17 protein-coding genes, 1 tRNA gene and 1 pseudogene are annotated in these 20,428 nt (G+C 57.5%); 16 read left to right on the forward strand and 3 right to left on the reverse strand.

Annotated features, from left to right (window positions below; genetic code table 11):
* The first annotated feature begins 184 nt into the window (after window positions 1-184).
* The 10 genes and pseudogenes from hppD to ACRC0P_RS14140 all read left to right on the forward strand — a co-directional run bounded on the left by hppD (window position 185) and on the right by ACRC0P_RS14140 (window position 9,897).
* Complete coding sequence (gene hppD, locus ACRC0P_RS14095; RefSeq protein WP_438631940.1) at window positions 185-1,276, forward strand: 4-hydroxyphenylpyruvate dioxygenase; 1,092 nt, start codon at window positions 185-187, stop codon at window positions 1,274-1,276.
* A complete protein-coding gene (locus ACRC0P_RS14100; protein WP_438631941.1) occupies window positions 1,276-1,833 on the forward strand; it encodes a VOC family protein in 558 nt (185 codons plus the stop codon). Before hppD ends, ACRC0P_RS14100 begins: the two co-directional genes overlap by 1 nt.
* Window positions 1,830-2,837: a fumarylacetoacetate hydrolase family protein gene (locus ACRC0P_RS14105; RefSeq protein ID WP_438631942.1), complete on the forward strand. Its 1,008-nt coding sequence runs from the start codon at window positions 1,830-1,832 to the stop codon at window positions 2,835-2,837. The genes ACRC0P_RS14100 and ACRC0P_RS14105 overlap by 4 nt, the downstream gene beginning before the upstream one ends.
* A 204-nt stretch (window positions 2,838-3,041) precedes the next feature.
* A complete protein-coding gene (locus ACRC0P_RS14110; protein ID WP_438631943.1) occupies window positions 3,042-3,344 on the forward strand; it encodes a type II toxin-antitoxin system HigB family toxin in 303 nt (100 codons plus the stop codon).
* Between the two features lie 17 nt (window positions 3,345-3,361).
* Window positions 3,362-3,730: a helix-turn-helix domain-containing protein gene (locus tag ACRC0P_RS14115; protein WP_183459163.1), complete on the forward strand. Its 369-nt coding sequence runs from the start codon at window positions 3,362-3,364 to the stop codon at window positions 3,728-3,730.
* A 129-nt stretch (window positions 3,731-3,859) separates the two neighbouring features.
* Window positions 3,860-5,626: a DUF885 domain-containing protein gene (locus tag ACRC0P_RS14120; protein ID WP_438631944.1), complete on the forward strand. Its 1,767-nt coding sequence runs from the start codon at window positions 3,860-3,862 to the stop codon at window positions 5,624-5,626.
* A 548-nt stretch (window positions 5,627-6,174) separates the two neighbouring features.
* Window positions 6,175-7,173, forward strand: coding sequence for a DUF262 domain-containing protein (locus ACRC0P_RS14125; RefSeq protein WP_438631945.1), 999 nt, complete (start codon window positions 6,175-6,177; stop codon window positions 7,171-7,173).
* Window positions 7,170-8,267, forward strand: a complete 1,098-nt coding sequence (locus ACRC0P_RS14130; protein WP_438631946.1) for an AAA family ATPase — start codon at window positions 7,170-7,172, stop codon at window positions 8,265-8,267. The genes ACRC0P_RS14125 and ACRC0P_RS14130 overlap by 4 nt, the downstream gene beginning before the upstream one ends.
* A gap of 16 nt (window positions 8,268-8,283) precedes the next feature.
* A complete protein-coding gene (locus ACRC0P_RS14135; RefSeq protein ID WP_438631947.1) occupies window positions 8,284-9,231 on the forward strand; it encodes a hypothetical protein in 948 nt (315 codons plus the stop codon).
* Window positions 9,232-9,475: 244 nt separating this feature from the next.
* A pseudogene (locus ACRC0P_RS14140) lies at window positions 9,476-9,897 on the forward strand (Rrf2 family transcriptional regulator).
* Between the two features lie 358 nt (window positions 9,898-10,255).
* Here the strand turns inward: ACRC0P_RS14140 and rtcR are convergent.
* Window positions 10,256-11,851, reverse strand: coding sequence for an RNA repair transcriptional activator RtcR (rtcR, locus tag ACRC0P_RS14145; protein ID WP_438631948.1), 1,596 nt, complete (start codon window positions 11,849-11,851; stop codon window positions 10,256-10,258).
* Window positions 11,852-12,086: 235 nt separating this feature from the next.
* Between rtcR and ACRC0P_RS14150 the strand changes: the two genes are divergently transcribed.
* The 4 genes from ACRC0P_RS14150 (at window position 12,087) to ACRC0P_RS14165 (ending at window position 16,370) form a co-directional block, all read left to right on the forward strand.
* Window positions 12,087-13,313 carry an RtcB family protein gene (locus ACRC0P_RS14150; protein WP_438631949.1) on the forward strand — a complete coding sequence of 409 codons (1,227 nt, stop codon included), beginning with the start codon at window positions 12,087-12,089 and terminating at the stop codon, window positions 13,311-13,313.
* Between the two features lie 114 nt (window positions 13,314-13,427).
* A complete protein-coding gene (rtcA, locus tag ACRC0P_RS14155) occupies window positions 13,428-14,438 on the forward strand; it encodes an RNA 3'-terminal phosphate cyclase (protein ID WP_438631950.1) in 1,011 nt (336 codons plus the stop codon).
* A 287-nt stretch (window positions 14,439-14,725) separates the two neighbouring features.
* Window positions 14,726-14,798: transfer RNA gene (locus ACRC0P_RS14160), tRNA-OTHER, on the forward strand.
* A gap of 408 nt (window positions 14,799-15,206) precedes the next feature.
* Window positions 15,207-16,370 (forward strand): slipin family protein, encoded by a 1,164-nt coding sequence (locus ACRC0P_RS14165; RefSeq protein ID WP_438631951.1) that lies wholly within the window; start codon window positions 15,207-15,209, stop codon window positions 16,368-16,370.
* 116 nt (window positions 16,371-16,486) lie between these two features.
* On the opposite strand, the gene ACRC0P_RS14170 is transcribed toward ACRC0P_RS14165, so the two are convergent.
* On the reverse strand, window positions 16,487-16,609 hold the full coding sequence (locus ACRC0P_RS14170; RefSeq protein ID WP_438631952.1) for a hypothetical protein: 123 nt from the start codon (window positions 16,607-16,609) through the stop codon (window positions 16,487-16,489).
* Between the two features lie 352 nt (window positions 16,610-16,961).
* Here ACRC0P_RS14170 and ACRC0P_RS14175 point away from each other — a divergent pair, with 352 nt between their 5' ends.
* Both ACRC0P_RS14175 and ACRC0P_RS14180 read left to right on the forward strand, forming a co-directional pair.
* On the forward strand, window positions 16,962-18,056 hold the full coding sequence (locus ACRC0P_RS14175; RefSeq protein WP_438631953.1) for a helix-turn-helix domain-containing protein: 1,095 nt from the start codon (window positions 16,962-16,964) through the stop codon (window positions 18,054-18,056).
* Window positions 18,031-18,528, forward strand: coding sequence for a hypothetical protein (locus ACRC0P_RS14180; protein ID WP_438631954.1), 498 nt, complete (start codon window positions 18,031-18,033; stop codon window positions 18,526-18,528). The genes ACRC0P_RS14175 and ACRC0P_RS14180 overlap by 26 nt, the downstream gene beginning before the upstream one ends.
* An 87-nt stretch (window positions 18,529-18,615) precedes the next feature.
* Here the strand turns inward: ACRC0P_RS14180 and ACRC0P_RS14185 are convergent.
* On the reverse strand, window positions 18,616-20,428 hold a 1,813-nt coding region (locus ACRC0P_RS14185), incomplete at its 5' end, for a hypothetical protein (RefSeq protein WP_438631955.1).

Here is a 20,428-nt window from a genome sequence, read left to right on the forward strand (position 1 = left end):
CGGAATTCAGAAAGGGCGTATTCGCGATTCAGGGCAAATCTGCAGTTCGCCGTTGCGTAAGCGGCGACATCCCAGCCCTCTTGACTGTAGTTGCAGTTGTAACTAAATTGGTTGCACCTGAAACCAATGAGTCTGCTGCCGCGCCCCGACGGCGGTGCAATGAGAGAAAATAAGGGAGGGCCGAATGTCCGATTTGTTTGAAAACCCGATGGGCCTCGACGGATTTGAATTCGTGGAGTTTACCGCTCCCGAGAAGGGCATTCTCGAGACCGTATTCGAGGCCATGGGCTTCGAGAAGGTGGCCCGGCACCGGTCCAAAGACGTGGCGCTGTGGCGCCAGGGCGATATCAACTTTATCACCAACTACGAGCCCAACAGCCACGCCTACTACTATGCGCAGGAGCACGGCCCCTCCGCCTGCGGCCTGGCCTTCCGGGTAAAAGACGCCAAGTTCGCCTACGGCGAAGCGCTCAAAAAAGGCGCCCAGCCGGTCGACGTAGCCACCGGCCCCATGGAACTGCGCCTGCCGGCGATCAAGGGCATCGGTGGCGCCACCCTGTACCTGATCGACCGCTACCGGGAAGGCGAGGCCATCTACGATATCGACTTCCAGTGGCTCGAAGGCGTCGACCGCCACCCGCAGGGCTGCGGCTTCCACACCCTGGACCACCTGACCCACAACGTCTACCGCGGCCGCATGGAGTACTGGGCCAACTACTACACCGAGCTGTTCAACTTCCGCGAAATCCGCTACTTCGACATCAAGGGCGAGTACACCGGCCTGCTGTCCAAGGCCATGACCGCGCCGGACGGCAAGATCCGCATCCCCCTGAACGAAGAAGCCGCCGGTGGCGGCGGCCAGATCGAAGAGTTCCTGATGAAATACAACGGCGAGGGCATCCAGCACATCGCCTTCGCCTGTGACGACCTGCTCGCCTGCTGGGACAAGCTCAAGGCCCGCGGCATGGAGTTTATGACCCCGCCGCCGGAGACCTACTACGAAATGCTGGAAGAGCGCCTGCCCGGCCACGGAGAGCCCACTGAGGAACTGAAATCCCGCGGCATCCTGCTGGATGGCACCACCGGGGACGGCCAGCCGCGCCTGCTGCTGCAGATCTTCTCCGCCAACATGCTCGGCCCGGTGTTCTTCGAATTTATCCAGCGCAAGGAGGACGAGGGCTTCGGCGAGGGCAACTTCAAGGCCCTGTTCGAGTCCATCGAGCGCGACCAGCTGCAGCGAGGCGCAATCAAGAAAGAAGAGAAGGCGAGGGCCTGATGGCGATCAAACGCATTCACCACGTGGCCTATCGCTGCAGGGATGCCAGGGAGACGGTGGAGTTCTACCGCGACCTTCTCGGCATGGACTTCCAACTGGCCATCGCCGAAGACAAGGTGCCCTCCACCGGCGAGCCGGACCCCTACATGCACGTGTTTCTCGACGCGGGCATGGGCAATGTGCTGGCCTTCTTCGAGCTGCCCAACTCCCCGGAGATGGGCCGTGACGAAAGCACACCCAAATGGGTGCAGCACATCGCCCTGGAGGTGGAGAGCATGGACGAACTGCTGGCGGCCAGGGACAAACTGGAAGCCGCCGGCATCGACGTGCTCGGCCCGACGGATCACACCATTTTCAAATCGATCTATTTCTTCGACCCCAACGGCCACCGCATCGAGCTGGCCGCCAACACCGCCAGGCCGGGGATGCACAAAGAGCTGAAGCGGGTGGCGGAAGATATGCTCGAGGAGTGGTCCAGAACCAAAAAAGCACCCAGACACGCCGCGTGGATGCACGGCGAGGAAGAATTTGTACCGACTGAAGGGGAGGCACAGTGAAGTTAGCCAGTCTTAAATCCGGCCGCGACGGCCAGCTCGTGGTGGTCAGCAACGACCTGACCCGCATGGCGTCCGCCGCCGATATCGCGCCCACACTGCAAAGCGCGCTGGACAACTGGTCCGCGGCGTCCGCAGACCTGGAAGCGCTGCACGGGAAGCTCGACAGCGGCGAAATCCGGGGCGAAGCCTTCGACCAGGCCCGCTGCCACTCGCCCCTGCCGCGGGCCTACCACTGGGCCGACGGCAGCGCCTACGTCAACCACGTCGAACTGGTGCGCAAGGCCCGGGGCGCGGAAATGCCGGAGAGCTTCTGGACCGATCCGCTGATGTACCAGGGCGGCTCCGACACCTTCCTGGCCCCGCGCGAACCGATCCTGATGCCGCGCAGCGAGGGCTTCGGCATCGACTTCGAAGCGGAAATCGCCGTGATCACCGACGACGTGCCCATGGGCGTCTCCGCCGGAGATGCGCTCGCGCATATCAAACTGGTGATGCTGGTCAACGACGTCTCCCTGCGCGGCCTGATCCCGGACGAACTCGCCAAAGGCTTCGGCTTCTACCAGTCCAAACCCTCCAGCGCCTTCTCCCCGGTATGCGTCACCCCGCAGCAGCTCGGCGACAAATGGCGGGACGGCAAGCTGCACCTGCCGCTAGTCTCCCACCTGAACGGCAAAAAATTCGGCGAGCCCAACGCCGGCGTGGACATGACCTTTCACTTCGGCCAACTGATCGCCCACGCCGCCAGAACCCGCAGGCTCGCCGCCGGCACCATCATCGGCTCCGGCACCGTGTCCAACAAACTGGACGGCGGCCCCGGCAAGCCGGTTGCGGAGGGCGGCGTCGGCTACAGCTGCATCGCCGAGGTCCGCATGATCGAGACGATCGAGAAAGGTGAGCCGACTACGCCTTTCATGCAGTTTGGCGATCAGGTTGCCATCGAGATGCTGGACGAAAAAGGCCGGTCCATTTTCGGGCGCATTGAGCAGACGGTTCAGCAGGCCTAAATTTGTTCTGTGGGGGTTGCCCCACGGGCCAATCAGCGCGGGCATGTTTGTGTAGGTTGGGCTGAGCACAACGACCAATTTGCCGGGAGTGGTCCATATCCCGCGCTACGGAATGAATCGGATCACTTTAGTGATTTCTCGACCGCGGCCTGTTCCAAAAGAAAACTCTTGTTTTAGTCCCAAATTGGGACTAACCTTCACTCCATGAGAATAATCGCCCTATCCACCTTGAAGGCATTTTGGGAAGGCAATCCCGCCTACGCCGATGCGATCGAGCCCACCCTGGCGTGGTATCGGCATACGCTGAAGGCCGACTGGGCCTCCCCGGCCGAGGTCAAACAGGACTTCAGGAATGCTAGCATCCTCAAGGATGGGCGGGTGGTGTTCAACATAGCCGGTAACAAGTATCGGCTGGTGGTGTGGATCAACTATGCCTATCGGGTGGTGTCTATCCGCTTCCTGGGTACCCACGCCCAGTACGATCAAATAGATGTGCAAACCATTTAGTGGTGGAGGTAATAACTATGGACATCAAGCCGATCAAAACTGATGCCGATTACCGCGCGGCATTAAAAGAGATTGAAAGCCTGATGACGGCGGAGCCGGATACCCCGGAGGGTGAACAGCTGGATGTGCTGGTGACCCTGGTGGAAGCTTATGAAACCAAGCACTACCCGCTGGATTTCCCCGATCCGGTGGAGGCCATCAAGTTTGAAATGGAGCAGAAGGGGCTCACCGTCAAAGACCTGGAACCCATGATAGGCAAGAGCAACCGTGTATACGAGATCCTGAACCACAAGCGCGCGCTGACCCTGAAGATGATCTGGAAACTGAATCAGGAGCTGGGCATCCCAGCGGAATCCCTGATTAAACCATCGAAGATCCGCGCCTGAGCACCAACGCCATAGGGTGCGCCGCGCGCACCATCCCGAAACCAATTCAATCCACCGATATTCCTGTGCAGGCATACCCTACGCAACAAACAATAGAAATGCCCGAACAATAAAATGGAGTACAAAACGATGGCATTGCGGCCACTCAATTTTCTGTCCGTTCTCTTTCTATTCATCTGCCTGCTAGCCTCCACCACCTGGGCCGCCACCGCCACTGAACAACTGCAAAGCATCATCGACGACCACTGGCAATACAGCCTCAAAGAAGACCCGATCATGGCGGGCCGCATGGGGGTGCCCGACTACAACGACCGCCTGCCGGCCGTCGCCCCCGAAGACCGCGCACGGCGCCTGAAGAAAGAGAAACAGTTTCTCGCCCGCCTCGAAGCAATCGACGCGGCCCAGCTGAGCGAGCCAGATCGGGTGAATCGGGATCTGCTCACCTGGGTGCTGCGCAATTCCACTGAGTCCAACGAACTCTTCCTGGGGCGCATCCCCCTCAACACCTTCTACAGCTTTTACACATCGGCGCTGGACGCCAGCGACGGCCTGGCCATGAACCGGACGGCTGATTACCAGGATTACATTGCGCGGATTCGGGATTTCGACCGCTACTTCAACGAAAACATAGCCAATATGCGCGAGGGGATCAAAAGCGGTTTCGTACTACCCAAAATCGTCGTCGAGGGCATAGCGCCCACGGTGCGTGCCCAGGTCTACGACGACCCGAAACAAAGCAGTCTCTACGAGCCGTTTGAGAATATGCCCGCGTCCATTCCGCAAAAGGAACAACAGCGGTTGCGCAAAGCCGGCGAGCGGGCGATTAAAGAAACCGCCATCCCCGCCTTCGCCCGCGTGGCGGACTTCCTCGAAGGCGACTACATGCGGGCCGCCACCGAAACCCTCGGCGCGGAGCAACTGCCCGGTGGCAAGGCCTACTACCGCCACACCATCCGCACCTACGTCACCCTGGATATGGACCCGGCGGAAATCCACAAAATCGGCCTCGCCGAAGTGCAGCGCATCCGCGCGGAAATGGATGAATTGATTGAAGCATCCGGCTTCGATGGGGACTTCAAGGCATTCACCAAGTTCCTGCGCACCGACCCGCAGTTCTACGCCAAAACCCCGGAGGAACTGCTCAAAGAGGCCTCCTTTATCGCCAAGCGCATCGACTACCGCCTGCCGGGGTTCTTCGGCAAACTCCCGCGCCTGCCCTACGGCATAGTGCCGGTGCCGGACGAAATCGCCCCCAACTACACCACCGCCTCCTACAACCCTGCGGCCATCGGCGGCGTCCGCGGCGGCGCCTACTGGCTCAACACCCACGCCCTGGACCAGCGCCCTCTGTACGAACTGCCGGCCCTGACCCTGCACGAAGCCGTCCCCGGCCACCACCTGCAGAACGCCCTGTCTCAGGAACTGGAAAACGTCCCCGACTTTCGCCGCAACCTCTACCTCAGCGCCTTCGGCGAGGGCTGGGGCCTTTATTCGGAACGCCTGGGCAAAGAGATGGGCATCTACACCACCCCCTACGAACACTTCGGCCGCCTGAGCTACGAAATGTGGCGCGCCGCCCGGCTGGTGATCGACACCGGCATCCACTCCCAGGGCTGGACCCGCCAGCAGGCCCTGGACTTCCTTGCCGACAACACCTCCCTGTCCAAAGCCAACGTGCGCGCGGAAGTGGACCGCTATATCTCCTGGCCGGGGCAGGCGCTGTCTTACAAGATGGGGGAGATCGAGATCCGCGAGCTGCGGGCCAGGGCCGAGAAGGCGCTGGGGGATCAGTTTGATCTGCGGGAGTTCCACGATGCGGTGCTCGCCAATGGCGCCCTGCCGCTGTCGATACTGGAAGCGCAGATGGAGCGGTTTATCGCTCAATCGAAAAAATAACGAACATCGAGAATTTTTGGGGTCGCCCATATGGCGGCGGCCCCTTTATTTATCGTTCAAGTCTCCCCCGATATTCGCGCACTGCCTCTCCATCTGGCCACATCCTGATGCGTAAGCTCGCTACGAAGCCGAGCGAGCAACGGTTCCCGATACACTGGTTGATATAGATGACTTGGTCGAGTCTGATGGTCGCGCACTACGAGGTCTTCGATCTTGAAGGTCGCTGCTTTGCAGCCTCTGGTTCGCGTCTACTGGCCGTCGGGGTAATATAGATATCGAACACCGGCGCATTTTGATAATCTGGCGGCCACCAATGGGGAGTCTTGAGTCGCTGCGCACCCGCCCTCCGGACCAGGATTGGCCTCGCAAATCAATGAAGTGAAAGACGTGAAAATGAATTCGGGAGACAGGGGATGAGCGAGATTTCCAAGGTTCTGGTGAATGAACAGGATGTCTGCCTGGATGGTGCTGACACCAGCAATGACGAAACCGGCATCACCACCCCGTTCGATAGCAGCAGAATCCGGGTGGAGACAAAAAATACCCAGATGGACACGCTGATCAAGCGTATCAAAAACGATGAAATCGATCTCAAGACGGGCTTTCAGCGTCGCTCGGGTATCTGGAGTAACAAGGCTCAGAGTCGCCTGATCGAGTCCATGCTGATCAACATTCCCCTGCCGGCATTTTATATGGACGCCACGGATGACAGCCGCTGGTTGGTGGTGGATGGCCTGCAGCGCCTGACCACCATCCGCAGGTTTGCCATTGACGAGGAGTTCGCCCTCACCGGCCTGGAATTTCTGAGTGATTACGAAGGCAAGAAGTTCAGCGGCCTGCCCAGGAGCTTCAGGCGCAGAATCGAAGAGACGGATATCATCCTCCATCTGATTCAGCCGGGAACTCCGCTGGACGTGAAGTTCGATATTTTCCGCAGAATCAATACCGGCGGCGAGCCACTGAGCGCCCAGGAAATTCGCCACGCTCTCAACCAGGGCGCCGTTACCCAGTGGCTGGAAACACTTGCCGAATCGGATTATTTCAAAATGGCCACGGACAATGGTGTTGCCTCCAGGAGAATGGACGACCGGGAGTGTGTGCTGCGATTCCTGGCGTTCAACCTGTTTTCCCCGAAGAAATACAGCGCAGACAATTTTGACCAGTTCCTCCACGCCGCCATGAGTGCCGCCAATGAGGCAGAGGGCGGGGTGCTGGAGGAAAATGCAGAGCGATTCAGGCGGGCAATGACAACCGCCACGGAGATATTCGCCAATGACGCCTTCAGAAAGCGTTACCGCGAAAATGAGACCCGTTACCCGATCAACAAAGCCCTATTTGAGACCTGGTCGCTAACACTCGGCGCGCTAAATGAAGAAGATAGTGACAGGCTGATAGCGGAGGGTGAATTGGTGCGGGAAAGATTCCGGTCCCTCATGAATGAGGATAAAGCGTTTGAAGCATCCATATCGCAGGGCACCGGTTCGGTGAAAAAAATACAATATCGCTTTGCCAAAATTGAAGAATTGGTCCAGGGGTGCTTGTCGTGATCGAGCAAATTGCAATCAGGAATTTCAAATGCTTTGAGGATGTCAAGGTTCCAATCAGGCCGCTGACCGTACTCGCCGGCGTCAACGGCATGGGAAAAAGCTCGTGCATGCAGTCCATGTTGCTGTTGCGGCAATCCTTGAAGGCCGCGAATGGGGATCAATCCGCGCAACTCAACGGCCCACTGGTAGAGCTGGGCTATGCGGATGATGTCTTCTACGAAGGCGCTGATGATGAAGAGCCGATTGTTTTATCGATGACCGAGAACGGCAAAAATCTGGATTGGTCCTTCCGCTACAAGAACGGCGCGCAACAGCTCGATGGCGCTGTGGAAGGCAAAATAAAAGGGCCGAGCCGGCTAATCGACAATGACGATTTTTTCTACCTGAAGGCCGAACGCATCGGGCCCAGAACCGTGTTCAGCGCCAACCTGGACACACGCGACAAGCTGAACACCATCGGCAACGCGGGCGAGTACTGCGCCCACCTGTTGGCCACCCAGGAGCGTGAACCCCTCAACCTGAGAAGCCTCCTGCATGAGGATCTGCCGGAAATCAATGAAGTCAGGGCCCAGGTGGAGATGTGGCTGTCGGAAATCGGCCAGACCCCGAGGATTCACCTGGACCAGCATCCACGCATGGACCTGGTAAGCCTGCAATTTTCCTTTGTGCGTTCGGGAATTCCCAGTGATAAATATCGGCCCACCAACGTCGGCTTTGGCCTGACCTACGGCCTGCCGATTTTTGTCGCCTGCCTGACCGCAAGCCCGCGCAGCCTGATACTGATTGAAAACCCGGAGGCGCATCTGCATCCCAAGGGACAGGTGGCCATTGGCAAATTTCTGGGCAAAGTGGCTGCGGCGGGGGTGCAAATCATTATCGAGACGCACAGCGATCATGTGCTCAACGGCATCCGCATCTCAGTGAAAAACGGCATAATCAAGGGGGATGAAGTCGCCCTGAACTTTTTCCAGCGGGAAACAGGCCAACAATCCACATCGCTGACGTCACCGAAAATCAATCCCGATGGACGCCTGGATTTCTGGCCGGACGGCTTCTTTGACGAGTGGGAGAAAGGCCTGGCGGAACTGCTTTAAAGGGCTGGTGAATTTCATGAAGGATCAATTATTTAATGAGGTTTCCGCAGGCACCTGTTACACCTCAAGGCAGGACGCCGCGTCTGCAATGGAAAGGATGTCGCTGCTGATTCAGAAATTGAGTGAAATTGGCTTTTCCAACCAGTTACGGGTAACGCGGGATTTTGCCACGCGCACGATATCGACAGGCTACACGATAAAAAACTGGGCCATTGACAGAAGCATAGATACGGATCGTGATCTGCAAAGAAATCTCCTGTTAGCCGCGTCAAAAGGACCTTACATCGAGGACCTGCTGGAGGATGCGCAGGACGATTTTCTGGTCGAGTATAAGTTTCAGGGCACCGAGGTTTTTGGATTGGGCCTCGCTTCCCTGTGGAATACCTGCACGGTTTCCCTGGACGCCGACCCAGCGTTTTCCGACGATAGTTTGGTGGTCAGCTTCTATAAGGCCGATGATGTCGGAGAAGAAGAAAGCCAGATCAATGTAGTCAACCTCGCCTCGTTGGAGCACCTTGAAACACACCGGAACAGTCTCAGGGAAAGCCTGTTTCTGGATATATCCAGCGGTCCCGCGTTGCTGGAGAAGGCGCCCCTGTTCTTCCCGAGCCTGTCCTTCGGAAAATCCGCGCAAAGTCAGTTGACGGCGATGACCGGCTCCGAACCCTTTTTCCCGGAAATCGTCCGGCACCTTGATGTCTTGAATGCAACCATGAAAGACCTGGAGAGCGGCGCATTCGCCCCGCGGGGAATAAGCTGGTCCACGGAGTCTCAGCCAACCCTGGAAATGTACGGGCAGCGCAGGGAATTCGGGTGCCTGGACGGAGAAGTTCGCCGCTTCTCACTGCATTCAAAGTTGATGGCGGCAAACAAGCGAATTTATTTCTTTCCGATTGTGAATGAACAAACGGTTCATATTGGCTATGTGGGCGATCATTTGCCAACGGTCAGGTTCAAGAGTTGAGGTTTTACCCGTGGGGTTCCTGGTTGAATAGACCACTAAGCGCCGCTTTATAGGCATGCAAACTGATTGATGTCGATGGGTGCAGCTGCCTCCCACCAGAGCGCAAGCCCAGCCCGTTTGACTCCCGATTCCCCGAATCATCTCCCCAATCCGCCCGGAATCGCGCCTACCCAGTTCATGTAATATTCTAGGTTACATGAAGAGAGACAGCAGACTATCCGGCGTACTCCACGTACTCCTGCATATGGCCGAAGCCGAAGGCCCCGTCACGTCCAATGCCCTCGCGGGCATGATGCACACCAATCCCATGGTGATCCGGCGCATTCTGGGCGGCCTGCGCAAGCAGGGCCTGGTGCAATCTGAAAAGGGCCACGGCGGCGGCTGGCCCGCGACCTGGAATCCGTCACCCTCTACGACATCCACCTCGCCCTCGGCGCGCCCGGTGTACTCGCCCTCGGCCATCGTAGCGAGGCGCCCGGCTGCCTGGTGGAGCAGGCGGTGAATGCGGCTATGAATGACGCCTTTGCCGAGGCCGAGGCGCTGCTGCTGAACCGTTTCCGCACCATCACCCTGGCGGTCCTGAGTCGGGATTTCCAGCAGCGAAAGAAGTGCGGGGACCGGCAGTGTTCCGTCCACAAGCGGAGCCCATCGAAAGAAAACCCTTGATGTAGTAATCGGCAGTGACAGCTGTGTCGTCGCGCCGTCACATGGATTGACTGTCGGAGAGCCAAAATGCAGCGCGATTCAATACGGAAAATTTAAACATCGCCTCCGGGTTTCAACCGCGGCCCCCAGGGAGCGGAGAAACCCAACGCTGAGCGGAAACGCCCGGATTTCACCCGTGTGAGGAGATAACAGAATGGCGATCCATTGATGCAATGATTGTCGGCATGACCGCCGACAGGCTCTGGTGTCGGGCACCGGTCAGCGCCGCAACCGATTCGCCGAGTATGCTCACGGCATACTGGACCAGGACGGCCACCCGCTGGATTCTCGATATCATGGCTCTCGAAGTAGGGCTACCCTACACTGTCAGATCTTCGAATTTTATACCGTACTTACCGAGCAACTGCTTGACCCTGTGGGAATCATTGTTCGACTTTTTCGCCTTCCGGCTTACGTTGAACAGCCTTCTTCCGGCCTCTGCCATCGACTTAGAGTTTTTGCAGATCCCGATCAATGCGGCCAGTTTTAACTGGTCGTAGTAATCCATTTCCTCGCCGCTACCAGCCCCTAACACGCGTTCGATTTCGGGTTTCGGACTGTGTTCAATATCGGCGGCGGTCTGCCATTTGCGTTTTAACCGGCTGATCTCTTCATTGACAACTTCCACGGTAATTCGCCCACCGTCGGCGAGTGTCCCCATACGGGTAATACTGGCGTTGAGGTCGCGGAAATTCGCGGACCAGGTGGCTTCGGGCGAGCGACTGAAAGAGAGGTATTTTTCCCGCGCGGCTTTGTTAAAGCTCACCAGGTGCCCCGCTTTATTGGAGAAGGATTCGATCTCGTAATCGATATTGGGCTCCAGGTCTTCGATCCTGTCCTTGAGGGACGGCAGTTCGTAGGTCCACAGATCTATTCGGGCCAATAAATCGGCGCGAAAGGTCCCCTCTCTGGCTTTCCGGGCCAGATCCTTATTGGTGCCGGCAATCAACTGGAAATCGCTGCTGGTTTCTCTGTCGGATCCGAACGGAATAAAGCGTTTGTCCTCAATCGCCCGCAACAGCATCGCCTGTTCGTCCAGCCCCAGCTCGCCGATCTCATCCAGAAACAGCAACCCCTTGTGGGCCTCCTTCAACAGGCCGGCGCGATCGGCGGTGGCGCCGGTAAAGGCGCCCTTCTTGTGGCCGAACAGCGCGGACATGGTGTTTTCACCCTTGAGGGTCGCGCAGTTGATCGCCACCAGCCGTCCCTCGAGTTTGCCGCGCTGTTTGCGCAACTCGTACACCCGCTGCGCCAGCTGTGTCTTGCCTGCGCCGGTGGGGCCGGTAATCAGGATGGGGGCATTGGAGCGGATGGAAACCTTTTCCAGCTGCTCAATCATCCGGTTGAAAGCGGCATTGTTGGTCTCTATGCCGCCCTTCAGATAGACGGTGCCTTCCTGGTGCTCCTTCTGGAAGCGCGAGGCGATCTGGTCGTACCTGGAAAGGTCCAGGTCAATGATTTGGTACTGCCCGGGCAGGTTGCTGTCGCGTTTGGCCGGAGCCGTCTGCAACAGCTGCCCGGGAAGGTAGCCCGCCTCGGTGAGCAGATAGAGGCAGATCTGCGCCACGTGCGTGCCGGTGGTGATATGGACCAGATACTTTTCCCGGTTGGGTTTGAAGTGATAACCGCGGGCAAAATCCAGCAGTTGGCTGTAAACCGTCTCGAAATCCCACGGGTCCGGAAAGTTCACCCGGTGGTGGACCACCTTCGTCTCCGGGGAAACGCGGGCAATATCCTCCGTCACCTGGTCGGCCAGGCCCTGGGAATGGTTATCGAACAACAACTCCAGCCGGTCGACCAGCAGATCGTCGTGCTGACACATGGAAACCGTCGGCCGCCACTTGTCCCAGCGCTTGTCGCCCTTGCCGCGCCGATCCATGGTGGTTCCGAGAATACTGATGGCAACTGTTTTCATGGTTATCGAATATATTAGTTAGCTATTCAAAAAGATAGGTAAGAGGGGCCGGAACTCTGCCGGTCCTCGCCGCCTGATCCGCCGAAATTAAAAATAAATACATATAAATCAATAAGTTAAAAACTTTCTCAGCCCATTCTGAAAAGTTGGCACTCTCCTCGCAATACTCTCACCGCGATACAGGACAACAAACAAGCGAACAAGACCGCAAAGCATTTGAGAAAGGGAGAGAGCGATGACTCAGCAAACATATGAAGTGATGCAGGATGGCGGTGTACCCATCAAGTCCTGGACTGTCGGGGTGCCTTTCGAGCCCGAGGCCAGAGAGCAGCTGAAAAACATCTCCCGACTGCCGTTTATCCACCAGTGGGTGGCGGCGATGCCGGATGTCCACCTGGGTAAGGGCGCCACCATCGGCAGTGTTGTGCCGACCCTCGGCGCGGTGATACCGGCGGCGGTCGGGGTGGATATCGGCTGCGGAATGATGGCGGTGCGCACCAGCATCAAGGCTTCGCAACTGCCGGACAACCTGGCGGGCGTGCGCTCGGCCATTGAACGCGCGGTGCCCCACGGGCGCTCGGCGCGACACCGGGGAAGCCGGGACAAGGGCGCCTGGAGCAATGCGCCGGACGACGTGATGAACGCATGGGCGCCCCTGGCTGCACAGTTTGATGTATTGCAGGAAAAGCACCCGGTGCTGAAGAACACCAACAATCTCAACCACCTGGGAACGCTGGGAACGGGCAACCATTTTATCGAGCTGTGCCTGGACGAACACGGCAGCGTCTGGCTGATGCTGCACAGTGGTTCCCGCGGCGTGGGCAACCGCATCGGTACCCATTTCATCGAGATGGCCAAAAGGGATATGGAGCGCTGGCATATACACCTGCCGGATTCCGACCTGGCCTACCTCCCGGAAGGTACGGACCACTTCGACCAGTATGTCGAGGCGGTGGAGTGGGCGCAGAACTTCGCGCGTATCAACCGCGAAGTGATGATGGCCCGCGTCATCGACGCGGTGAAAGCCGCACTGGGAATGGACTTTGACGCGCGTACGGAAGCGGTCAATTGCCACCACAACTATGTGTCCCGGGAGAATCACTTCGGCACAAACGTGCTGGTAACCCGCAAGGGCGCGGTGCGCGCCCGCGAAGGGGAAATGGGCATTATCCCGGGCAGCATGGGTGCGCGCTCCTTTATCGTCCGCGGGCTTGGCAACGCGGAGAGCTTCTGTAGCTGCAGCCACGGCGCGGGGCGGGTCATGTCGCGCACCAAAGCGAAGAAAATGGTCTCGCTGGAGGAGCACCTGCAAGCGACGGCCGATGTGGAATGCCGAAAAGACGCCGGCGTGATCGATGAAACGCCGTCCGCCTACAAGCCCATCGAAAAGGTGATGGCGGCGCAGAAAGACCTGGTGGAAATTGTGTACACCCTGAAACAGGTGGTGTGCGTAAAAGGGTAACCACTCACTCCAACAGTCCCCTCTCCCCCTTGGGGGAGAGGGTTAGGGAGAGGGGGCCTCTGCTGCGGAAGCGGAAAGACGGCTAAGCAGTTACAGGATAAATGGGATAGGAAGATGTTGGTTATCGACGGATCACAGGGAGAAGGCGGCGGACAGATTTTCCGTTCATCACTCACGCTGTCCATGTGCCTGCAGAAGCCGGTGCGCATAAAAAATATCCGCGCCGGCCGCAGCAGGCCGGGCCTGCTGCGCCAGCACCTCGCCTGCCTGCGCGCCAGTCAGGCCACCTGCTCAGCGGAGGTTTCCGGTGATGAACTGGGATCGACTGAGGTGGTTTTCAAACCGGGCGAAGTAAAATCCGGGGAATACCGCTTCGCCATAGGCTCCGCCGGCAGCACCAGTCTCGTATTCCAGACGATCCTGTTGCCGCTGCTGTTGGCCGATGGTGTTAGCGAAGTCTGCCTGGAAGGTGGAACCCATAACCACCATGCGCCCAGTTTCGACTTCATCGAAAAGTCCTTTCTGCCCCTGATGGAGAAGATGGGATATCGGGCAGAAGCAGAACTGGAGCGGTTTGGCTTCTACCCGGCGGGCGGCGGCCAATGGAGGGCGCGTATCCAGCCCGTACGGGAGCTGGAAGCACTGGAGCTGACCGACCGCGGTGCGATTTTGAAAAACGAAGCCGTGGCCACCTCCTCGCAGATACCGGGGCATATCGCCGAACGGGAACTGCGGCAGATCCGCAAAAAATGCCACTGGCCCGAGGAGAACCTGCACCAGCGTGAAGTGAACTCCGCCGGTCCGGGAAACATCGTCTCCCTGCGGGTTGCGTCGGAGCACACCACCGAAGTTATCGAAGTGGTGGGTGAAAAGCGGCTCAGTTCAGAGCGGGTTGCGGGCCGCGCCGTCAAGGCGCTGAACCGCTACCTGGAGGCCGATGTACCGGTCGGTGAACACCTGGCCGACCAGATACTACTGCCGATGGTACTGGGAAAGGGCGGAATATTCAGGACACAGGAACCCACCCTGCACCTGATGACAAATATCGAAGTGATACGCCAGCTAACCGGTGCCCAGGTAAAAGTTCAAAAGGAAAGTGACCATGCGTGGACCATCAGTGTGTAGAGCCACGCAACCTTTCCTGAATAGGAATTAAGGAAGATCAGTCGCACAGGGGAAGTGCCAGGGTAAGAATACGGATCATTTACAGAACAGGCAGCTACTCCCCCAAACAGTCCCCTCTCCCCCTTGGGGGAGAGGGCTAGGGAGAGGGGGAGCCCAGTCATGCCAAGTACAAATGACCCTAAAAGAGTTTAGGGAAAATACCCGATCAGCGGAGCTGGTTCTGTAAACCAGCCTGGCACAAGAGCCCCTGGCTTGTTGTGTACCGATCGGGGAAATAACCTGAACACTACTTTGTAGCTCAGTAGGGTAGAGCAGCCGATAACCATCGGCCGGGCACAGGTTCGACTCCTGTCAAAGTAACCTCGTCGTAAACACGAGCATTCTGGAAAAGGCGAAAGCCTGGGGTTCGAGTCCCCACAGGGTTAACAGCCCTTCAAGTTAGAGGCCCATGGCCTTGTTACGCCGCTGGATTGCCTCCTCTCGGGGAAGCGGGATGGCGGAGTTTCAAGGCACCGGAAATATCGACGCCGACGGTGGGCAACATTGCATGTTGATCAGTTAAGCGGAATTCGCCGGAGAACGGGAGAGCACCCATACAGGCTTCCCCCGATACCGGCCGGTTCAGCCAATGACCGCCCGCCCTGCCTTGTTCAAACCGTCGCCCTCGGTGTTTCCGGGTGGGCCTCACCCTCGATTGCCACAAAGCGTTGTAGGGTGCGCCGTGCGCACCAAATATGGCTAAAGGTAATCAGTATAAGGAGAAGTAAAATGATCATTTGGAAATGCGTAGATATCGCCGATAACGAGCGGGCATTTCTATTTCGCAGAAACCGGTTTATACGGGTCCTCGAACCGGGCCGCCATCGCGTAATGCAACTGGCCGGCAAAACCCGCGTTGAGACCTACGATATCAGCGATGTACTGTTCGAACGCAGCAATACCCAGCTTAGTGCCAAGTTCCTGCTCAACACACACGCCGAAAAGCTCGAACCCTATCTGGAAGCCTACGAGCTGAACGACACCCAGGTCGGCCTGCTCTACCGCGACGGGCACCTGGTGGAAGTCCTCAACCCGGGCACCTTTCTGCCTGTGTGGAAAGGAGTCGAGAAGGTTCGCGTCGATATCATCGATATCAGCGAGGACTACATCCTGGACGAGAAGCTCGTCAGCCTGCTCGGCCGCGGTTCGAAAGCGAGTAAAAGCGCAGCAGCGACGTCCGCAATTCACTATGTCGAAGTGCCGGACGAACACCTGGGCCTGTTGACGGTAAACGGCAAGCTGGAACAACAGCTGCGTCCCGGCAGTTACGGCTTCTGGAAGTGCAACCGCTCAATCGGCGTACAGCTGGTGGACTTGCGCCTGCAGACAGTGGAAGTCAGCGGCCAGGAAATTCTGACCAAAGACCGTGTCAGCCTGCGCATCAACCTGAGCGCCAGCTACAGGGTACTGGACCCCGAGAAGGCCGTGCTGCAGCTGGGAAACTATGCCGCGTTCATCTACAGGGAACTCCAGCTGCGCCTGCGCGAAGCCGTGGGCACCCAGAGCCTCGACGAGCTGCTGGAAGACAAAGACAGCCTGAACCTCGGCATTGCCAGGGATGCGCGCGAAAAACTGGCGCAGTACGGCATCGAAATCGTGACCGTTGGCGTGAAAGACATCATTCTGCCGGGTGATATGAAGCAGATCCTCAATCAGGTGGTGGAGGCCCAAAAGGAGTCCGAAGCCAACCTGATCAAGCGCCGGGAGGAAACCCAGGCGATGCGATCACTGCATAACACCGCCAAGATGATGGAAAACAACCCGGTTCTGATGCGCTTGAAGGAGCTCGAGGCGCTGGAGCGGGTGACTGCGCGGATCGACAAGATATCCGTTTATGGGGGGCTGGAGGGTGTGTTGAACAACCTGGTCAAATTGAAACCTTCTGGTTCTTGATAAGTGGCCTACTCGCAGGGGGGCTGCTTGGCAAGCCAAATTGCCCGTTGACAGCCCAATTTGGGTTGGGCTCATGATGTGGAAGCAGGCGGAGGGACGCGCCCTCCGCCTGCTTTTTAGCGCCGCCGCTTAGGCACCCGGATCGGGAAGACCTTGCCCTTCTTGGGGCGAATGATCTTTCCGTTTTTCCGGATGTAAGGGCGGAAAATGATTTCATAGTCAGCGTTTTTGCGTGCCATGAGCTCAATCTCCGCAGCATGGCCTTGGCAACTCCAGCTTGATTAATTGCGGGGCGGAGTCTAGAGTTCGCCCTGCAATGGCAAGAGTGCAGGCGTTAGAGAGAGGCGGGCCGCCATGGTGAGTCCGCTTCTTTTGCGCACCTCCCGGCTTGGGCTGCACCCCGGGCCGGGAATCCTTCAGGCCTCCAGCCCACTACCCCTCCCTAATTTTGTTAGCTAGATCACATAGTCGTGCCAGCTATGGGCTTAGCTTATTTTTAAAGTTGACAAATGTCAACTTTTTCGTAAGGTTGTCAACCCAAGGTTGATTATAACTATAATGAAATGACAGTTGTCGTGTCTGGAGGCAGATATGTTGCATAAACGCATCAAGCGCGCGCGCATCCTCAAAGGGCTCTCTCTCCAGCAGGTGGCGGACGCGCTGGGGGATATCACCAAGCAGGCGCTTTCCAAGTATGAAAAAGGGAAAGATGCGCCAAACTCCACCCGTTTGATCAAGCTGGCGGATGTTCTGGGGGTAAAGCCTGAGTACTTTTTCCGCCAGAGTGAAGTGGTACTCGGGAGTGTGGACTTCAGGAAGCACTCCACTTTTGGCAAGCGCCAGCAGGATTCGGTCAAGGAACGGGTGCGGGAGCACCTGGAGCGCTACTTGGCTGCGGAGTCACTGTTTGAGCTGGAGCCGGAGGGGTTAGGGGCCCGCGTGTGGCTGCATTCTATAGATGTGGAAACCCCGGAAGAGGCGGAAAAAGCCGCCGAAACCATACGCCAGCAGTGGAAGTTGGGTACCAACCCGATTGCCAACCTGACCGAAACCCTCGAGGAACACGGGGTCAAGGTCATTGGTTTGAAGGCGCACGAGCGGTTCGATGGTCTCTGCACCGAGATCAACAACGGTAGGGATGCTGCCATCGTATCCAACCTGGAAAGGCCGGGAGAGCGGCAGCGGTTCAATCTGGCCCACGAGCTCGGCCACCTGGTCATGCGCTTTCCAGAAGAAATCCACGGTACCGATATAGAAGAGAAGCTGTGCCACCGCTTCGCCAGCGCATTCCTGTTTCCACGGGATCAGGTGATAGAGGCGTTCGGGGAGCACCGCGGCCGGATATTTATTGAAGAGTTCCTGTTGGCCAAGCGGGAATGGGGTATTTCCATTCAGGCCATTCTGCGCCGACTTTATGATCTGAGCATCGTCACCCAGGCCGTTTATCAGTCCACTTTCCGATTCTGGTCGAGTCGTGGCTGGCGAAAAAGAGAGCCGCGGCCCCTTGCTAGTGAGGAATCATTTAGATTGCGACAGTTGGTTTACCGCGCATTGGCGGAGGAGCTGGTAACCCCATCCCGGGCCGCGGAGCTGTTGAATACCGATTTGGAAGCAATAGAAAAAGTAATTGCCAATGTAGGGCCAGATGACGGAGACCAGGATGTCGACGAAGGTTCTGGTCTCTGATACCAACATCTGGATTGATTTACACTACGGCGGCCTGTTGGAGCTGGTGTTTCAGTTGCCTTTTGAATTTGTGACGACTGACTTCGTTCACCACGAGCTGCGCCAACCGCCGGGGGCGGACCTTGTCAACCTGGGACTTCAAGTTGTGGAATTGAGCGGCCAGGAAGTCGCCGGGCTTTATGCCTTGAGGGGAAAGTTAGGTAACTCGTCGCTAGCCGATGTGTCTTGTTATTACGTCGCCGATAAGCAGTGTTGGACGCTACTGACCGGCGATGGCGCGCTGCGTAAATCCGGAAAAACGGCAAATCTGGATGTACGGGGTACGCTCTGGTTGATAGATCAGATTTTTGAGCTCAAATTGCTGGACGGCCGGCACCTCGCCGAATCATTACAGGCGATACTCGATTGCGGAGCGCGCTTGCCTGACGCCGAATGTGAAACCCGAATCGAAGCCTGGGCCGGGGAAAATTGACTATCCGGGGCGCCGTAATTTTCGGCACCCCGGAAAGCCTTAATGCGCAAAGCCAGGCTGGATACCGAGAAAGGTCAGCCGGATGAGTCAGGCAATTTTCTGCACCATCTGCCTGATCGCCGCCTCTTCATCCTGCTCAAACAGAATATTCCAGTCTTCCAGCTGCTGTTCGCTGACCGGATTTCCCTTCTCATCACGCCAGTCCCCAAGCAGTGTGGCCTTGGGGGTGTTGGAGATCAAAAAGGCATCCAACTGGATATTGCTGATGGCCGGATTATTCTGAATAAGTCCCGCTTCGATATCCTTGATGGTTTTGTGGAATTTAACTTTCGGGCTCGACGGGGTATGGTTGCGGAGCCCTTTGGGGTCCACAAATATCACGTGTTGCTTTCCATCGCGTACCAGCCAGAGAATAAAGTCCGGGTAAAACCCGCCATCGATAAACGCGCCGACGGCGCCCTGGCCGCTTTGATTGCGCAGCAGGTACAACTCGAAGCCCTTGAAGACATCCTGCTCCCAGGCCTTCTGCAGGTCCCTGACGAATTGCGCTTCGCCCTTGTTCAGGGAGACCGGACTCACCTGAAAATCCAGTCCCTGCGTGGCGGCAACCAGTGGCTGATAGAAATGCCGCTCACACCAGAGAAACTCCAGGCCGTCCAGCACCTTGTCTTTCCATTGCGCCACATCTTCGTTGAGGATATGAATGCGCAGGTTGTCCAGCTGCTTGATCAGCGATTCGTGACGCAGTGAGTCTAGAGTGAGCGTATAACTGCCGTTGGGTGACTGCTCAGTGATACCAAACAGGTATTTATTATTTTCGGTAACCGGCCGGTATTCGAGTTTGTCGGCTTCCCACTGTTTGCGGCGATAGCCGTAGAACATCTCGCAATATTTACGCAGCAACGCGCCGGCCATCTCGTGCCACAGGGGCAACTTGCCGAGATCGCCAAGGGCCATTGCCGAATCCGGTGCTTGCAGCTGGTACCAGCCGTCGTCCGAGAGTAGCTCGACGATGCGGTCCTGAGAGAGCGTTAGGTTGGACCAGCGGCGGTCGCGCTTGAACGCGAGCAAATCGAAATAAAGCGCCTCAATATCCAGTACCGCCAGGTGTGCGCTGGTAAAGCGCTGCGCTTTCCGCTTTACTTGGCGCTCACCCTGAATATCTGTAGAAAAGGCACCGACACGGGGGTAAAAATCCAGCTCCACACGAGGAGGGTTACAGAAATAGTTAAAAGCGCCCTGTTCGCCGCGCGAAAGAAATTCCGCCGGCGGCAACAGTTCCACCTGTTCGGCCAACTCCACAAAGGCACTGCCGGCGCCGCCGATGGCCTTGCCTGCTATGGCCGGTTTCAGCCGGATAATCGGCAAGTTGCCCGGAAGATCTTTCATGGGCACCAGAGGCAGTTCGTATTCGATCAGGCCGTGGTTGACCGGGATTTCCTCGTCTTCCAGCTCCTTGCGGAACTGAGCGATGTAATCCGCTTTTACCCCAAACAGGTTCAGGGTTTCCAGAATGCCGATATGCCGCGGGCGCTCCAGCCCCGCCTGTTTGAGTTCATTGATGAGTTCCGCAGAGCGCTTCAGGGTGGTCTGGAAGCCCTTGAGGCGTACGCCGCGGCCGAACAGCTGGATAATCTGTGCGCCTTCGTTTTTGCCGACGTTCATCAGCGTCATATTCGAAACGCGCCAGCTGCTCCAGCCCTCGGTGAATTTCTTTGAGCCCAGCAATAGATTGATCCGGGAGTCGTCGCTGTTAATGGTGTTATCGCGCTGGGCGAAGCCCGGCGTATCTTGCGGGGTGAAAGTCCCCGTCGGGTAAGGGTTAGCCGCCCGCCCGTATCGAGTGTTGATCTCATTGCGGAGCAGGTAACTGCGAACAATATATGAGGTAAGCGTACAC

This window comes from Microbulbifer sp., from assembly GCF_051659245.1.
Taxonomy (GTDB): domain Bacteria; phylum Pseudomonadota; class Gammaproteobacteria; order Pseudomonadales; family Cellvibrionaceae; genus Microbulbifer.

Excerpts from the sequence above, each read along its gene's own strand:
- hppD (WP_438631940.1), top strand. The coding sequence starts at position 185 with ATGTCCGATTTGTTTGAAAACCCGATGGGCCTCGACGGATTTGAATTC.
- ACRC0P_RS14100 (WP_438631941.1), top strand. The coding sequence starts at position 1,276 with ATGGCGATCAAACGCATTCACCACGTGGCCTATCGCTGCAGGGATGCC.
- ACRC0P_RS14110 (WP_438631943.1), top strand. The coding sequence starts at position 3,042 with ATGAGAATAATCGCCCTATCCACCTTGAAGGCATTTTGGGAAGGCAAT.
- ACRC0P_RS14115 (WP_183459163.1), top strand. The coding sequence starts at position 3,362 with ATGGACATCAAGCCGATCAAAACTGATGCCGATTACCGCGCGGCATTA.
- ACRC0P_RS14120 (WP_438631944.1), top strand. The coding sequence starts at position 3,860 with ATGGCATTGCGGCCACTCAATTTTCTGTCCGTTCTCTTTCTATTCATC.
- ACRC0P_RS14125 (WP_438631945.1), top strand. The coding sequence starts at position 6,175 with ATGGACACGCTGATCAAGCGTATCAAAAACGATGAAATCGATCTCAAG.
- ACRC0P_RS14135 (WP_438631947.1), top strand. The coding sequence starts at position 8,284 with ATGAAGGATCAATTATTTAATGAGGTTTCCGCAGGCACCTGTTACACC.
- rtcR (WP_438631948.1), bottom strand. The coding sequence starts at position 11,851 with ATGAAAACAGTTGCCATCAGTATTCTCGGAACCACCATGGATCGGCGC.
- ACRC0P_RS14150 (WP_438631949.1), top strand. The coding sequence starts at position 12,087 with ATGACTCAGCAAACATATGAAGTGATGCAGGATGGCGGTGTACCCATC.
- rtcA (WP_438631950.1), top strand. The coding sequence starts at position 13,428 with ATGTTGGTTATCGACGGATCACAGGGAGAAGGCGGCGGACAGATTTTC.
- ACRC0P_RS14165 (WP_438631951.1), top strand. The coding sequence starts at position 15,207 with ATGATCATTTGGAAATGCGTAGATATCGCCGATAACGAGCGGGCATTT.
- ACRC0P_RS14170 (WP_438631952.1), bottom strand. The coding sequence starts at position 16,609 with ATGGCACGCAAAAACGCTGACTATGAAATCATTTTCCGCCCTTACATC.
- ACRC0P_RS14175 (WP_438631953.1), top strand. The coding sequence starts at position 16,962 with ATGTTGCATAAACGCATCAAGCGCGCGCGCATCCTCAAAGGGCTCTCT.
- ACRC0P_RS14180 (WP_438631954.1), top strand. The coding sequence starts at position 18,031 with ATGTCGACGAAGGTTCTGGTCTCTGATACCAACATCTGGATTGATTTA.